At 61.0% G+C, this 13,830-nt stretch carries 16 protein-coding genes; 5 read left to right on the top strand and 11 right to left on the bottom strand.

What is annotated here, in order from left to right; all coding sequences use genetic code 11:
- The first annotated feature begins 4 nt into the window (after positions 1 to 4).
- Together U367_RS0129595 and U367_RS0129590 are read left to right on the top strand one after the other, a co-directional pair.
- Positions 5 to 907 carry an EamA family transporter gene (locus tag U367_RS0129595; RefSeq protein WP_028619795.1) on the top strand — a complete coding sequence of 301 codons (903 nt, stop codon included), beginning with the start codon at positions 5 to 7 and terminating at the stop codon, positions 905 to 907.
- An 82-nt stretch (positions 908 to 989) separates the two neighbouring features.
- Positions 990 to 1,391, top strand: coding sequence for a RidA family protein (locus U367_RS0129590; protein ID WP_028619794.1), 402 nt, complete (start codon positions 990 to 992; stop codon positions 1,389 to 1,391).
- On the opposite strand, the gene U367_RS0129585 is transcribed toward U367_RS0129590, so the two are convergent.
- Both U367_RS0129585 and U367_RS0129580 read right to left on the bottom strand, forming a co-directional pair.
- On the bottom strand, positions 1,381 to 2,277 hold the full coding sequence (locus U367_RS0129585; protein WP_028619793.1) for a LysR family transcriptional regulator: 897 nt from the start codon (positions 2,275 to 2,277) through the stop codon (positions 1,381 to 1,383). The two genes, U367_RS0129590 and U367_RS0129585, sit on opposite strands and share 11 nt — an antisense overlap.
- A 32-nt stretch (positions 2,278 to 2,309) precedes the next feature.
- Positions 2,310 to 2,615 (bottom strand): XRE family transcriptional regulator, encoded by a 306-nt coding sequence (locus tag U367_RS0129580; protein WP_028619792.1) that lies wholly within the window; start codon positions 2,613 to 2,615, stop codon positions 2,310 to 2,312.
- Between the two features lie 186 nt (positions 2,616 to 2,801).
- On the opposite strand from U367_RS0129580, the gene U367_RS0129575 reads away from it, so the two are divergent.
- Complete coding sequence (locus U367_RS0129575) at positions 2,802 to 4,610, top strand: monovalent cation:proton antiporter-2 (CPA2) family protein (protein ID WP_028619791.1); 1,809 nt, start codon at positions 2,802 to 2,804, stop codon at positions 4,608 to 4,610.
- A gap of 72 nt (positions 4,611 to 4,682) precedes the next feature.
- Positions 4,683 to 5,237: a DcrB/PsbP domain-containing protein gene (locus tag U367_RS0129570; protein WP_028619790.1), complete on the top strand. Its 555-nt coding sequence runs from the start codon at positions 4,683 to 4,685 to the stop codon at positions 5,235 to 5,237.
- A gap of 131 nt (positions 5,238 to 5,368) precedes the next feature.
- Here the strand turns inward: U367_RS0129570 and U367_RS0129565 are convergent, their stop codons facing one another.
- From U367_RS0129565 to U367_RS0129550, 4 genes are read right to left on the bottom strand one after another with little or no spacing between them, the layout of a single operon-like run.
- Positions 5,369 to 6,088, bottom strand: a complete 720-nt coding sequence (locus U367_RS0129565; protein ID WP_028619789.1) for an alpha/beta hydrolase — start codon at positions 6,086 to 6,088, stop codon at positions 5,369 to 5,371.
- Positions 6,089 to 6,099: 11 nt separating this feature from the next.
- Positions 6,100 to 6,855 carry a precorrin-6A synthase (deacetylating) gene (cobF, locus tag U367_RS0129560; RefSeq protein WP_028619788.1) on the bottom strand — a complete coding sequence of 252 codons (756 nt, stop codon included), beginning with the start codon at positions 6,853 to 6,855 and terminating at the stop codon, positions 6,100 to 6,102.
- A gap of 45 nt (positions 6,856 to 6,900) precedes the next feature.
- Entirely contained in the window at positions 6,901 to 7,455 is a 555-nt protein-coding gene (locus U367_RS0129555; protein WP_028619787.1) for a histidine phosphatase family protein, read from the bottom strand.
- 53 nt (positions 7,456 to 7,508) lie between these two features.
- The gene (locus U367_RS0129550; RefSeq protein WP_028619786.1) at positions 7,509 to 8,051 is read right to left on the bottom strand and encodes a DUF4865 family protein; all 543 of its coding nucleotides are present in this window, start codon (positions 8,049 to 8,051) and stop codon (positions 7,509 to 7,511) included.
- Positions 8,052 to 8,144: 93 nt separating this feature from the next.
- Between U367_RS0129550 and U367_RS0129545 the strand changes: the two genes are divergently transcribed.
- Positions 8,145 to 9,011 carry a LysR family transcriptional regulator gene (locus U367_RS0129545; protein WP_028619785.1) on the top strand — a complete coding sequence of 289 codons (867 nt, stop codon included), beginning with the start codon at positions 8,145 to 8,147 and terminating at the stop codon, positions 9,009 to 9,011.
- Here the strand turns inward: U367_RS0129545 and U367_RS0129540 are convergent.
- Genes U367_RS0129540 through U367_RS0129520 form a run of 5 tightly spaced genes read right to left on the bottom strand, consistent with a single transcriptional unit; the run spans position 9,008 to position 13,793 of the window.
- Entirely contained in the window at positions 9,008 to 9,985 is a 978-nt protein-coding gene (locus U367_RS0129540) for a LysR family transcriptional regulator (RefSeq protein ID WP_028619784.1), read from the bottom strand. The genes U367_RS0129545 and U367_RS0129540 overlap by 4 nt on opposite strands.
- Before the next feature lie 51 nt (positions 9,986 to 10,036).
- On the bottom strand, positions 10,037 to 10,978 hold the full coding sequence (locus U367_RS0129535; protein WP_028619783.1) for a peptidylprolyl isomerase: 942 nt from the start codon (positions 10,976 to 10,978) through the stop codon (positions 10,037 to 10,039).
- The gene (locus U367_RS0129530) at positions 10,975 to 11,427 is read right to left on the bottom strand and encodes a YbjN domain-containing protein (RefSeq protein WP_032864613.1); all 453 of its coding nucleotides are present in this window, start codon (positions 11,425 to 11,427) and stop codon (positions 10,975 to 10,977) included. The genes U367_RS0129535 and U367_RS0129530 overlap by 4 nt, the downstream gene beginning before the upstream one ends.
- 20 nt (positions 11,428 to 11,447) lie before the next feature.
- Positions 11,448 to 12,074, bottom strand: coding sequence for a hypothetical protein (locus U367_RS0129525; protein WP_028619781.1), 627 nt, complete (start codon positions 12,072 to 12,074; stop codon positions 11,448 to 11,450).
- 18 nt (positions 12,075 to 12,092) lie between these two features.
- Positions 12,093 to 13,793: a putative porin gene (locus tag U367_RS0129520; protein WP_016980093.1), complete on the bottom strand. Its 1,701-nt coding sequence runs from the start codon at positions 13,791 to 13,793 to the stop codon at positions 12,093 to 12,095.
- Between the last annotated feature and the right edge of the window lie 37 nt (positions 13,794 to 13,830).

The raw sequence follows: 13,830 nt of genomic DNA, 5'->3' as shown, positions 1-13,830 counted from the left end.
GTCCATGCTGAAAAAACATCTGTCTCTTGCCGTGCTCGTCACCCTGGTATGGGGCGTCAACTTCCCCATCACCAAACTCGGCCTGCGCGCCATCGACCCGTTTGTACTCACGGGTATCCGCTTCGCCCTTGCCGCCCTGCCGCTGGTGTTCTTTATCAAGCGTCCCGCCGTCAAATTCAGCTACGTGGCCGCCTATGGCTTCATCTTCGGGCTGGGCATGTGGGGCGTGATCAACTATGGCATCCAGGTGGGCGTGAGCCCCGGTATTGCCTCATTGATCATTCAACTCAGCGTGTTCTTCACCATGGGCTGGGGCTTTTTGCTGTTCAAGGAAAAGATCCGTGGCGCGCAGATGCTCGGCGCCGTGCTGGCCTTGATCGGCCTGGCCGGAATCATCTCCACCCAGGAAGGTAACCACGCGGTGCTGGGCGTCATGCTGATCGTGCTCAGCGCGGTGGCCTGGAGCGTGGGCAACGTGATCATCAAGAAATCCGGAGTGAAGGAGATCTTCTCGTTCATGGTGTGGGCCAGCCTGATCCCGCCGATCCCACTGTTCCTCACGGCCTGGTTGATGCACGGCAGCGCCGCGTTCGAAGGTTTGCAGGCCAGCCTCGACCTGACGGCGGTTTTGTCGATCCTGTTCCAAGTGTACCTGGCCACGCACTTTGCCTACTGGGGCTGGAACTCGTTGCTCAAGCTGTACCCGGTTTCCACCGTGGCGCCGCTGTCGTTGCTGATTCCGGTGTTCGGTATCACCAGCTCGATGCTGATTCTGGATGAGCGCATTTCCACGCCGAACCTGATTTCTATCGGGATCATCATCGTCGGACTGGCTGTAGGCCTGTATCGCAGGCCAGCCAACCTCGCGCCCGTGGAACCGCAGCCAATTGTCCACATGGATAGATAGTCATGGCATAAATTCGGTATTTTGTTCGTGTATTGAGTGCTTTAGCTTGGGTCCAGTCCTGTACTGAACCGAAGGAAATACCATGAGCACGCCTGAATTTTTTGTCACTTCCGGCTACGGCGATTACATGCGCGAGCACCTGCATTACTCGCAGGCGGTAAAAATCGGCAATCGCGTGGAAACCTCAGGCCAAGGGGGCTGGGACGATGAGTTCAAGATCCCCGCCGCCCTGGCCGACGAGATCGCCCAGGCGTTTCACAACCTGGAACGCACCCTTGCTACTGCCGGCGCCAGTTGGGAGCACGTGATTCACGTCAACTCCTACCACGTCGGTGGTTTCCCGCCCGAAGTCAACGAAGCGATGGTCAAACACTACCGCCAGTACATGCCCCACCATGCGCCGATCTGGACGCAAGTCGGCGTCGAGGCCCTGGGCCTGCCGACCATGCGCGTGGAAATCCGCGTGACCGCGATTATTCCCTGACCCCGAACCTGCGGATCACCCATTCGACAAACACCTTGAGCCGCGCGCTCTGGTGACGATTGGGTGGATAGAGGATGTGCAGCGGCGTGGCTGGACACGACCACTGCGGCAGCACACTGACCAATTGGCCGTTGTCCACATAGTACTGAACGATGGCCTTGAAATGCTGCCCGACGCCCAGTCCGGCGAGCAGCATTTCCTTGAGGCCGTTGCCTTCATTGGTGGAATAGGCGCAATCGCCCACTTCGATGCGCCTGTCACCCTGCTCGAAAATCAGTGGTTCCGCTTTACCAGATCCGGCAAAAAAATAGCCGGCCTTGAGGTGGTTGAGCGCCAGATCCTCCGGGGAAAGCGGCACACCTCGGCGCTCCAGGTAATCAGGGGCCGCACAGGTCAAATACTCCAGGTCGGTCACCTTACGCCCGATCATCGCCATGTCATCCAGCTTGCCGGCGCGGATCACGCAGTCCACCCCTTCCCCCACAATGTTCACCGAACGATCACTGATACCCAAGGCAATGGTGATATCGGGATACTCGCGATGAAAATCCACCAGCGCCGGAATCAGCAGGCAATTGGCAAACGACGCAGGCGCATCCACCCGCAGATGCCCGCCGGGCTTGAGGACTTGCCCACGGATGGCGCTATCCACTTCGTCCAATTCTGCGACCAGGCGCCGGGCATGATGGTAATACTCCAACCCCTCGGACGTTGGCGCCAGAGCCCGTGTGGTGCGGTGCATCAGCTGGATGCCGAGGTGCTTCTCAAGGTCGGTGATCAGCTTGCTCACGGTGGAGCGCGGCAGCGTCAACTGGTCGGATGCACGACTGAATGAGCTGGTTTCGACGACGCGAACAAAGGCACGCATGGCGAGAAGTTGGTTCACAAGGATGACCTTCTGGATAGCTGCAACCGCTTTCAGCAGGCGAAATTGTCGATCTTGACCTGACCATCGGGAAACGTGGCAATAATCTCCAACTCGCCGCCCATCGCGCGGATATAGTCGCGCAACGTGCTGATATACATGTCGGTGCGCCGCTCCATCTTGGAGACGGCCGCCTGGTTGATGTTCAGTGCTTTAGCCAGGCTCGCCTGGCTTAACTGCTGGGCTTTGCGCAGCTCATGCAGTGGCATTTCCTGCAGGTGCTGCTGGAACAACAGCTTGGCTTCGGCACGGGATTGCGGCGTCATGCGCGCTTGCAGTTCAGCGAATTTCTTAGGCATGGTGACGACCCTTCCAACCAGAATTCGACCTCACAAAATATTCCACCAAAGGAATAATAAATTCAACCTGTCGAACAGCGTTTTACCTGAGTCTCTACCCACCCCGCTCAAAAACACAATTTTCGAAATGTAAAAAGCGCTCTAATACACCCTTGTTGATTGGTTTTAGAGATCCTGGAGTTCGCAATGCCCCATGAAGGCAACCTGTTACAAGCAGCTGTGGTGTTCCTGCTCGCCGCCGTGCTGACCGTGCCCCTGGCCAAACGCCTGCAACTGGGCGCAGTGCTGGGCTATCTGTTCGCGGGTGTGATTATCGGTCCGTCGGTGCTGGGTTTGGTGGGCAATCCGCAAAGCGTCGCGCAATTTTCCGAGCTGGGCGTGGTGTTGCTGTTGTTCATCATCGGTCTCGAACTGTCGCCCAAGCGGTTGTGGGTGATGCGCAAGGCGGTGTTCGGCGTCGGTCTGGCGCAAGTGCTGCTGACGGGCCTGGTGATGGGCGTGGTGGCTTTGTGGCTGTTTGGCCAGTCGTGGAACAGTGCGATCGTGCTCGGTCTGGGCCTGGCGCTGTCGTCCACCGCGTTTGGCCTGCAGAGCCTGGCCGAGCGCAAGGAGCTGAACCAGCCCCACGGCCGCCTGGCCTTTGCGATTCTGCTGTTTCAGGACATCGCCGCGATCCCGCTGATCGCCATGGTGCCGCTGCTGGCCGGCAGCGATCACCCGACCACCGAAGCCCAGGGCCTGCAGCATGTTTTGCAAATTCTCGGCAGCATCGCGGTGGTGATCATCGGCGGACGCTACCTGTTGCGGCCGGTGTTCCGCATCGTCGCCAAGACCGGGCTGCGCGAAGTGTCCACCGCCACCGCACTGCTGGTGGTGATTGGCACGGCCTGGTTGATGGAGCTGGTGGGCGTGTCCATGGCCCTCGGCGCCTTCCTCGCCGGCCTGCTGCTGGCGGACTCGGAATATCGCCACGAATTGGAATCCCAGATCGAACCGTTCAAGGGCCTGCTGCTGGGCCTGTTCTTTATCAGCGTGGGCATGGGTGCCAACCTCAGCCTGTTGCTCAGCTCGCCGCTGGTGGTGATCGGCCTGACGCTGCTGCTGATTGGCCTGAAACTGCCGCTGCTGTATGCCGTGGGCCGCATGGTCGGTGATCTCAATCGCGAAAGCGCCCTGCGCCTGGGCGTGGTGCTGGCGGCGGGCGGTGAGTTCGCCTTCGTGGTGTTCAAGATCGGCCGCGACCAGGGCCTGTTCGAACCACACCTCTACGACATCCTGGTGCTGACCATCACCCTGTCCATGGCGGTGACACCGTTATTGCTGCTGGTGTGCCCGAAGCTGTTCAAGCCCAAGGTCAAGTCGGTGGAAGTGCCGGAGGAATACCGCACCATTGAAAGCGACGCCCCGCGCGTGGTCATCGCCGGCATGGGCCGTATGGGCCAGATCGTGGCGCGGATCCTGCGTGCGCAGAACATCTCGTTTATCGCCCTGGACACGTCGGTGGAAACCATCGAACTGACCCGCAGCTTCGGCGGCATGCCGGTGTTCTACGGCGACCCGCAACGCCCCGAGATCCTGCACGCGGCCAAAGTCGACCAGGCGGAGTTCTTCGTGATCGCCATGGACGACCCGGAGATCAACATCAAGACCGCCGAACTGGTGCGCAACCTCTACCCGCACATGAAGATCATCGCCCGCGCACGTAACCGCCAACACGTGCATCGCCTGGTGGACCTCGACGCGTCACCGATTCGCGAGACCTTCTACTCCAGCCTGGAAATGAGCCGCCGCACGTTGGTAGGCCTCGGTTTGAGCCAGGCCCAGGCCGACGCGCGCATCACCCGCTTCAAGAACCACGACCTGCAAGTGCTGGCCGCACAACACGCGGTGTACGACGACGCCGCCAAAGTGATGCAAACCGCCCAGGAGGCCCGGGCAGAACTGGCGCGGCTGTTTGAGATGGACCGACTTGAGGAAGAGTCCGACAAGGTGTGAGGCTACGGGTGAACGATTTTGCGAATTTTCTGACAGAATACGGCGCAATTTCGTTCACCCCTGGAGCGCTTCATGGCCACTTTCACCAAGACCGCCGTCCTGCTGGCCCTCGCGTTGGCCGCGGGCAGTGCATTTGCCGCGTCCAAGCCGACCACGCAAACCATCTCCACCTTGGGTGGCAAGTTCACCTTCAACCTGCCCAAAGCCTACGCCGCCGACACCCTGCCGGCTGGCAAGGCCGAGGATGGCACCGCTGACACCCAGGGTACGATGTATGCCAACCAGACCACTAAAAGTGTGGTGATCGTCGCCGAAACCGTGCGTAACGATGGAGTAACCATCGGCGACAACGACGCGCAATTCCTGGACGGCGCCGTGGCCGGGTTCGTCAAGGACCAGAGCGCAGCACTGCCTGACTTCAAGAAACAGAGCGAGAAAAAACTGACGTTCAAAGGCCTCGGCCTGCGCCAGGTGGACAGCACCGCCACCCAAGGCGGCGGCAAAACGCTGAACTCCACGTTCCTCGGTGGTTCGGGTAATCACCTGCTGGTGATCCAGGCGATTTCGCGGGCGGATGATGCCAAGGGGCATGCGGCGTTGGTGAAGCAGATTACCGGCGGCAAATAACCCGATCTACCAAGCAACACATAACCAAAGTGGGAGCGGGCTTGCTCGCGAATGCAGTGTGTCAGTCACCGATGTTTCGACTGACCTACCGCATTCGCGAGCAAGCCCGCTCCCACATTTCTTAACGGTGTTTATTTCAGGCTTTTTTCCAGCCAGGCTTTCAGGTCCTGCACTTCCGCCTCGCTGATGGTATGCGGCATGCCGGGATACCCATGAAACTCCGGCTTCAACCCCAACCCCGTCAACACCTCATTCGCCCGCGTTCCCGACACATAGGGCAGCGCCTGGTCCAAGGTGCCATGGCCGATAAAAATCGCCAATTTGCCCAATGACGCATCCGGCTTCAGTTCAGCCTTGAGCACCGGGAGCACGCTGCCGCTCAACGCCGCAATGCCGCGCAGCAGTTCCGGCCGGCGCAGGCCCACCTCATAGGACATGATCGCCCCCTGGCTGAAACCCACCAGGAACACCCGATCCGGTTGGGTGTGATATTTGGCGGTGGCTTTGCCGACAAAGTCTTCGATCAACTGGGCGCTGCGTTGCAGGTCCGCCGTCTCGCCATCGTAATCGCCGTTGCCGGGTATCTTGGTAAACCAGCGATAACCGTGGGAATCCACTGGCATCGGCGCACGGGCCGACAAGTAAGTCCACGTGGAGGGCAGCGCGTCCTTGATGCCGAACAGATCTTCCTCGTTGCTGCCAAACCCGTGCAGGAAAATCACCAGCGGCTGGTTGCGTGCATCACCCTGGGTTTGTTCCAGGTAAGACAGCGGCAAGTCCGTATGCAACCTCTCGTCGGCATGGGCGGTACCGACGACCAGCGTCAGCGCCAGGGCAACCAGTTTGAGCATAGGGCATCACCTCAGGGTTTACGTAACAGATAAGTGTCCATGATCCAGCCATTGTCCAAGCGCGCCGCCTTGCGCACCCGTTCGATTTCTTCTGCGACTTCGCTGACTTTGCCGCTGATCAGTATCTCATCCGGCGTGCCCAGGTAGGCGCCCCAATAGATCTCCAAGTCCTGGTCCGCCACGCTGCGGTAGGAGTCTTCGGCGTCGAGCATTACAACCAACGTGTCGGCATCACTCGCCTGCCCCGCCGCCAAACGGCGCCCGGTAGTGATCTCAACGGACTTGCCAATACGGTTCAGCGGTACTTTGTGCTGGGCGGCCAAGGCTTGCACACTGGTGATGCCCGGGATCACTTCGAACTCGAACTCACTGCGGCCACTGGCAAGAATCGCCTGCAAGATGCGGATGGTGCTGTCGTACAGCGCAGGGTCGCCCCAGGCGAGGAAAGCGCCCACTTCACCGTCAGCCATTTCTTCGTTGATCATGCGTTCGAAGGTCTGCTGCTTGTCGCGGTTGAGGTCCTGCACGGCGGTGGTGTAGTCGATCTCGCCGCGCACCCGCTCGGGGCAGCTGGCCTCGACGAAACGGTAGCCAGGCTCGGTGATGTAGGTCTCGCAGATCTCGCGACGCAGGTCGATCAACTTGTCTTTGCTCTGGCCCTTGTCCATCAGGAAAAACACGTCGGTGCGGTTGAGCGCCTTCACGGCCTGCATCGTGATGTAGTCAGGGTTGCCGGCGCCAATGCCGATGATCAGGATGCGTTTCATGGGTTGCTCTCATTGCGGGGCGTGGATTTTGCCATGTTCGGGCGGCTAGGCGTGAGTTTCCAGGCGCAGTCGCCAGACGTCGTTGAAGCGCAGCTCAGTGGCGGACAACGGTTCGACGTCGATCAGGTAGAACATCGAGATCGGAAATTCCATGACGTACAGCATTGCCGCACGGATCACGAAGGGATGGGTGATGGCCACGACGTGGCCGGGTTGGGTTTCGAGGGATTTCATCCAACGGCCTACTCGTGCGCAGACTTGGTCCACGGATTCGCCGCCATGCGAGGCACTGGCGCTGTTGCCAAGCCAATCCATCAATTCGTTGCGATCTATCGCGTCGATGTCCTTGCCCTTCCACCGACCAAAGTCAGCATCGCGCAAGGCTTTTTCGACTTGGGGATGCCTGCCGAACAAACCTGCTGTCTGTCGGGTACGCGCCTCGGGACCGCACAATAAGCGCAAGTTTTTCTTGTAGCGGCCGGCAAGGGACAAACCCGCATTTCGCCAATCCATCGCAACGGACTCGTCATCGGGAAAACGCCCCTTTTTTTGCTGGAGAGTCACGGCATGGCAGATAAGTGTCAAACGAGTGGCCGGCATCACAGAGTGCTTCAACGACAAGGATGAGGCCACCAAGACTGGCGCAGTTCTCGCTAGGGCGCAACGCCTTGTGCCAGATAAAGCACCTGGTAACCCGCGCCAGGATATTCGGCGTCCAGCGCCTTGGCGGACAGCGTAAACCGCACCAACCGCCACGCTTGCACATCCAACGCGAGGAACACTGCGAACGTGTCACTGTGCTCAGCCACCTGCTGATTACGCTGTTTCTCCTCGGCCAAGATCGCGGCGCGGTTCGCCCCTGGCGCCAATGCCCACTCCTCGCGATACAAACTCAACGCGCCCTGTGCCGGGCCACGTTGCAGGTCCAACGGCAACCAGCTCTCGATATGTGGGCGGCCAAAGCTGTCGAGCACCTTCTGAAAGCGCTCACCCAGCAGGAAGTCAGCCGCCTGCAGCGGGTCGGCCCAGAGGTAAACCGACGAATACACATTACCCCCGCGCTCCTGGGCGATAAACGCCTTGAACAGCAACCCCTCGGCGTTATCCCACAACGGCCCCAATTGCGCGGCGCGTCGGCGGATCACGCCCATGTCGTAGTCGGCAGGCAAGCGATGTGAATACTGTTTGGCAAACATGGACAAACTCCTGGGCACGTTGAGTGTTTAGCTTGCGCAGCGACGATGATTTCAACAAGATATCAACCGATATAAGTGCGATAAGGATCCAATATGACTGACGCACCCAAACCGCTGGATATCGACACTGTCCAAGCCTTCGTGCTGGTGGCCGATTTCGCCAGCTTCACTCGCGCCGCCGAAGCCCTCGACACCTCCCAGGCAGCGATCAGCCTCAAACTCAAACGCCTGGAAGAACGCCTCGGCTATCGCCTGCTAGAGCGCACGCCACGCCATGTGCGGTTGTCGCCCCAAGGCGAACAATTCATCGTCGCGGCCCGCGCCCTGCTCAATGCCCATGAACGCGCCTTGGGCGATATGAACAGCCACGCGCCGCGACGCCTGGTGATCGGCATCAGTGATCACGTGGCCGGCCCCGACTTGCCGACCTGGCTCAATCGCCTGGCCGCTTACGATCCGTTGGTGATCCTTGAAGTGCGCATCGCCTCCTCCCGCGACCTGGTCGCCGCCTTCGACCGCAGCGAACTTGACGCCGTGATCGTGCGCAACGAGGGCGACCGCCAGGATGGCGACGTGCTGGCGGTGGAACGCTTCGGCTGGTTCGCCGCCCCCACCTGGCAACACAGCCCCGGCACGCCCCTGCGCATGGCCACAATGGCCGCGCCCTGCGGCGTTCGCCACTTGGCCACACGCGCACTGGATGAGGCACGCATCGACTGGACCGAAGTGTTCGTTGGCGGCGGTGTCATGGCCGTGGGCGCCGCCGTCAGCGCCGGATTGGGCGTCGCCGCCCTCGCCCATCGCGTTGCGCCGGCAGGTGCGGTGGAAGTGAGTGAGCAATACGGGTTGCCCGCCTTGCCCGTGAGTGAGGTGGTACTTCACAGCCGCATCACCGATGTGCGCTCACGGGAAACACTGCGTGCCTTGAGCGCGACCTTTCGCGGCGTGCTGCAACGCTAATCAAACCACTCGCGTCGGCCTTCAAAGGTGCCGATGATCAACTCCACAATCATCCGCACCGCCTCCACATCCGCCACCTGCGCATTCACCGCCAGCCACACCTGGCGCTGCATGCTCTCGGCCAACAACCCCGGCAACGCCACCAGGCCCCGGTCAAAACTGCTCATGTAATGTGGCAGCAACCCAATGCACGCACCGCAACGAATCATCTCCAACATCAGCGAATACGCATGCACCTGCACCACCGCCGCCAAGCGCTGCTGCACCACCCGGTTCCACGCCTGCAACGCGCCCACCTGCGCATCAGGCTGCCATTGCACCAGCATGTAGTCGTCGAGGTCTTCGACACTGTCCGGGCGTGTGGTCAACCGCGAATAACGCTTGGCGATATGGGGCAAGTAATGTAGGCGCGCCAGGGCCTGTGGCGGCTCGGTGGCAAAGCTCGGACCAGGCACGGGGCCATCGGTGTCCGACAGCCATAGCACCACATCCACATCCACCGCTTGCAGCGACAACTGGCTGTCGATGGAGATAATCTCCAGGCGCACGCTGGCATTGCGGCGCAACAAAGCGATCAGGTCGCGACCAAGGATGTCGTGCAGGATCGGTTCGGCCACTGCCAGCCGAATCAACGGCTGCTCCGTGACCGGCAAGCGCCGTTCATGGGCCAGGGCAATCAATTGGGCCTGCAACTGCTGGCCATCGCGACTGAGCACCAGACCATTGCCCTGGTAGGTGAACAGCGAATGCCGTAAATGTTCTTCCAACTGCGCCAGGCGCTTGCGCAACAGCGTCGCCTTGATATTCAAGCTGCGCGCCGCCTGCATGAAGCAGCCGCAGCGCGCGCTCACCAGAAAGTAGCGCGCCACCTCCGGCTCGATCTCATGGGCCAGGGCCAGCCAGCTACTGCGTCCCTCGGTGGGGGCGCGATAAGAGGACGGCCCCTGGGGGGCGGACGGTTCTAGAAATGCCATGGGAGACTCCCTGTCTTGTCGGTCTGTGCATCCAATGCGGGTTGACGCGGGTTACTCCAGCACCTTGTTCAGCTCGGCGCCGTCGATACTCAGGGTTGCGGTGTTGAGCATGCCTTCGAGGTACGCCTTGGCGATCTGCTCCTGACGTTGGACACGCAGGGCCTGGGTCAGGCGCTCGCGCAGTTCGTCGAGGGTCGCAGTACGCGCCGGTTGCTGGCCGGTGAGTTTGAGCACATGAAACCCCGCCGCGCTCTGCACCACGTCCGACACGGCGCCGACCTTGAGGCGCGACACGGCATTGCGCACTTCCGGCACCAGCTGTTGCAAGGGTTGCATGCCTGAGTCACCGCCGCGCGCGGCGGAGTCGGTGTCCTGGGAAAACTGCGTGGCCAGGGCGGCGAAATCACCTGGCGCGGCCTGGGCACGACGGCTCAGTTCCTGGGCCTGGCGGCGCACGTTGTCGACGGTTTGCGGGTCATTGGTCGCCAGGAAAATCTGGCTCACCCGGTACAATGGCGGCGTCACCCATTGCGACTTGCCACTGTCGTAGGCCTGCTGCAACTCCGCCGCGCTGGGGTAATCGGCCGGCACCTGGCTGACCGAGAGCATGTAGTCGCGAAACACGATCTGCTCGGCGGCGGCGCGGGTCTGCTGTTCCACGTCCGGGCGCTGGCGCCAGCCCTGGGCGTCGGCCTGTTCGAGCACCGCCTTTTGCGCCAACCGTGAACGAATCCAGGTTTCCAACGCGCCACGGTTACCGCGCAACTGCTCACGGGACTCGGCAGGCAGGCTGGCCAGCACGGTTTTCAGTTCCGTCAGGTCGATCTGCTGATTGCCCAGGCGGGCCACCGCCGGCCCGGCCGATACAGGATTGATCACCGGCGCCGGTTGCTGCGCCGCCACCGGGTCACTGCCCGGCCGCAGGCTCAAGCCCACCGCCACCACCAGCAAGACCAACGCACCCGCGCCGACCATCAAGGTAGGTTTCTTCACAATACCGGCGCCTCGGCTTCAGCCTGCAACTGCGCGGCCTGTTGGCTGTATTCACGCAGGTAAACGATAAATTCCTGTAACAGGCGATCCCACAACTCCAGCTGACTGCGCAGGTGCGTAGCGCCCACGCCCGCCACCACCACGTCCATTTCCATCAACAAAAACTCGCCCTGCACCGACAACCGCGCAAAGCGTCGCGAAGCGTTCCACACCTGCGCCAGACCTTCAGGCAATTCGCCCTGGATGCGCAGCGCACAGCTGTAGGTGAAGTCCACATAGCTGCCCTGCTCCACCGCCGGGTTGCCGAAACGCACGGCAAAACCGATGCCCTGACTGGCGCTGAGCAATTGCACGACGCCGTTCTGTTCGGTCTGGTTGACGCGGTAGCCGGCTTCCTGCAGCAGCTCGGTGAGGCTCTGGGTGGTGACGCTGGAGATCAATTCGTTCATGGTGATTTCTTCCCTGTCGATCAATGATTGGCGGTTGCCTGGGGTGCATCGAAACGGCTTTTGTACAAATCGTCGCCAAAGCCCTGGGCGAGTTCCTCGAACTTGACCCGCGCGCTGCTGGCGAAGGGCTGGCGAATACTCATCACCTCGGCCACGTCGATTTTTTCGTAGGCCGCGAGCAACTGCTGGGCCACGCCGTACATCTGTTGATTCTTGACTGAACATTGCTGCACTTGTGTGTCACGTTCGCTCAGTTGTGCCTGCAAGCGCGCACGCTCGGCCTCTTTGCCCTTGGCCAGCACCAGCAGTTCGTCATAGGCCTTCTTGAACTTGCCGATCTGCTCGTTGCTGGCCGCCACCTGGGCCTGAGCTTGACTGTGCAGGCTCTGTTGCTGGCCGGCCATTTGCTCGGCCACGCCACGCACCTGGGCGAGTTCGGTGGTCAGCTGCTTGATTTGCGCCTGGGCCTGCTTGGCCTGGTTTTCCGCCGCAATCCGCGCGGCGCTGGCCTGGGCCTGTTCGCTTTGCAGGGCCTGCAATTGCTGGGTAGTGCTGCGCAGTTGCGTACGCAGGCGTTCCTCCATGCCTTCAGCCGACGCGCCGGTGGTGACCAGCAGCAGCAACAGCCCGCAGATTCGCGTGTTCATGTGGCATCTCCGTGCGCATCAAAAGCGCGTGTTGAGTTCCAGTTGCATCACATCGACTTCGAACGGCGCGCCATACACTTCAGACGCGCTTAACCAACGCGCACTGGCGTAGATGTTCTTTTCGATGCCGTAGTTGGCGCCAATGAAATACCCCTTGGCGTTGGTGCCGCCCAGGTGGAACGACGAATCGTTGAAGCCGTCAGGCAGTGCGTCAGGCTGGATGTATTTGTAGCCGGCCAACACGTTCCAATCGCCGCGTTTGCGCATTTCCAGCGCGCTGCCGAGGGTGAACGACACCATCAGCGCATTGCCGCCACTTTCAAACTGGCCCTTGCTGTTGATGTTGTTGACGATCTGGCCTTCGCTGCGCTTGAGCATCTCGCCCTTGTCGTAGGCCAGGTTGTGGATGAAGTTGCCTTGGGTGCGCAGCTTGAAATCGCTGGGCAGCTCGGCATCCCAGGCCAGGTTCAGGTCGAGCACATCGAACTTGGATGCCAGGCCGACGAACTGCGGTTGCGGGGTCAGGCCTGGGGTGGCTGGATTCGGCGTAATGTCGCGTAGCAGGAACACGCTGTTGCCCTTTTGCATGAAGGCCAGGCGCGAGCCGTCACTGTCACACGCCGGCTGGCCGGACCACGGCTGGCAAGCGCCGGAGCGTTTACCTTCGATATCGTCAAAGTGGTAGTAGGCCAGCGCGCCCTTCAGGCTGTTTTCGCGGTTGATCTTCCAGTTGGCGCCGATCTGCCCACCAAACAGCCACTTGGTGTCGCTGTCTTCCTTGTCGAAACCGTTGCTGCTGGCCGAGTCGGAGGTGTACTCCACCGGGAACGCGCCCAAGGTGCCGAACAGGCCCCACTGGCTATTGAGCGTATGGTTGAAATTGGCGGCGATACCGTCGAAGTTCAGGTCGCCCGAATACATCATGTCAGTGGAATAGAACGGGTTGGCGAATCGCCCGGCGGTGAGGGTCACGTCCGGCGTGGCCTTCCAACTCAGGTAGCCCTGATCGAGCCAGATGTCTTTCTTGCCAAAGCCGCCGCCCAGGGTCTGGGTGGTGGACACCGGGTTGTTGTCAGAGCCGGTGCCCACACGGATGCCGGCCGTCCAGTCCGGTGACAGCACGGCTTTCATGCCCAGGCGCGCGCGCAGGCGGAACAGGTTTTCGCGGTCCTTGGTGGTGTTGAGCAGCGGCGGCAGCTTGGTGTTGGTGTCTTTGTTGGTGTCGTACGGGCCGCTTTCATTGAGCTTGGCGTAGTCGACGATCTCGTTGCTGTTATTGCCCGAAAAATAGCGCGACTCGTCCCGCAGGCGGATATCGCCATCAAAGCTGATACGCGAGACCCAATCCGGGAAGGTATTGGGCTGGGCCCAGTTTTCCTGCTTGGCGGTGGCCATGACCTCGGCCTTGACCTGATCACGGATCTGATCCTTCACCGCCTGCGGCACGTACTGCACACGCACGTCACCCGGCGCAGCGGCGGGGCCTGCGGCCACCACCGGCGCGGCATTGGCCTGGCGGGCCTGCTGGGCCTCTTTTTCGGCCTGGGCGATCAGGCCGTTGGCGGTGTCCTGGGTCAGCACGCCTTGCTGCACCAATAGGCGGATCAGGTTGATGGTGACGTTTTCCGAGGGTGCGACCGGGGCTGCAGCCGCCTGGCCGACCAGGGTCGCGATGACCATGCCGACCGCCAGGGTCAGTCGATTCACGGGGGAAATCATGTGTACGCAACTCCTGTAAAAAACCGTAAAAAAGGGT

The sequence above is a fragment of the Pseudomonas canadensis genome, from assembly GCF_000503215.1.
Taxonomy (GTDB): domain Bacteria; phylum Pseudomonadota; class Gammaproteobacteria; order Pseudomonadales; family Pseudomonadaceae; genus Aquipseudomonas; species Aquipseudomonas canadensis.
This window is presented reverse-complemented; position numbering and strand designations above follow the sequence as displayed.

Excerpts from the sequence above, each read along its gene's own strand:
- U367_RS0129595 (WP_028619795.1), top strand. The coding sequence starts at position 5 with ATGCTGAAAAAACATCTGTCTCTTGCCGTGCTCGTCACCCTGGTATGG.
- U367_RS0129590 (WP_028619794.1), top strand. The coding sequence starts at position 990 with ATGAGCACGCCTGAATTTTTTGTCACTTCCGGCTACGGCGATTACATG.
- U367_RS0129580 (WP_028619792.1), bottom strand. The coding sequence starts at position 2,615 with ATGCCTAAGAAATTCGCTGAACTGCAAGCGCGCATGACGCCGCAATCC.
- U367_RS0129575 (WP_028619791.1), top strand. The coding sequence starts at position 2,802 with ATGCCCCATGAAGGCAACCTGTTACAAGCAGCTGTGGTGTTCCTGCTC.
- U367_RS0129570 (WP_028619790.1), top strand. The coding sequence starts at position 4,683 with ATGGCCACTTTCACCAAGACCGCCGTCCTGCTGGCCCTCGCGTTGGCC.
- U367_RS0129565 (WP_028619789.1), bottom strand. The coding sequence starts at position 6,088 with ATGCTCAAACTGGTTGCCCTGGCGCTGACGCTGGTCGTCGGTACCGCC.
- cobF (WP_028619788.1), bottom strand. The coding sequence starts at position 6,855 with ATGAAACGCATCCTGATCATCGGCATTGGCGCCGGCAACCCTGACTAC.
- U367_RS0129555 (WP_028619787.1), bottom strand. The coding sequence starts at position 7,455 with ATGCCGGCCACTCGTTTGACACTTATCTGCCATGCCGTGACTCTCCAG.
- U367_RS0129550 (WP_028619786.1), bottom strand. The coding sequence starts at position 8,051 with ATGTTTGCCAAACAGTATTCACATCGCTTGCCTGCCGACTACGACATG.
- U367_RS0129545 (WP_028619785.1), top strand. The coding sequence starts at position 8,145 with ATGACTGACGCACCCAAACCGCTGGATATCGACACTGTCCAAGCCTTC.
- U367_RS0129540 (WP_028619784.1), bottom strand. The coding sequence starts at position 9,985 with ATGGCATTTCTAGAACCGTCCGCCCCCCAGGGGCCGTCCTCTTATCGC.
- U367_RS0129530 (WP_032864613.1), bottom strand. The coding sequence starts at position 11,427 with ATGAACGAATTGATCTCCAGCGTCACCACCCAGAGCCTCACCGAGCTG.
- U367_RS0129525 (WP_028619781.1), bottom strand. The coding sequence starts at position 12,074 with ATGAACACGCGAATCTGCGGGCTGTTGCTGCTGCTGGTCACCACCGGC.
- U367_RS0129520 (WP_016980093.1), bottom strand. The coding sequence starts at position 13,793 with ATGATTTCCCCCGTGAATCGACTGACCCTGGCGGTCGGCATGGTCATC.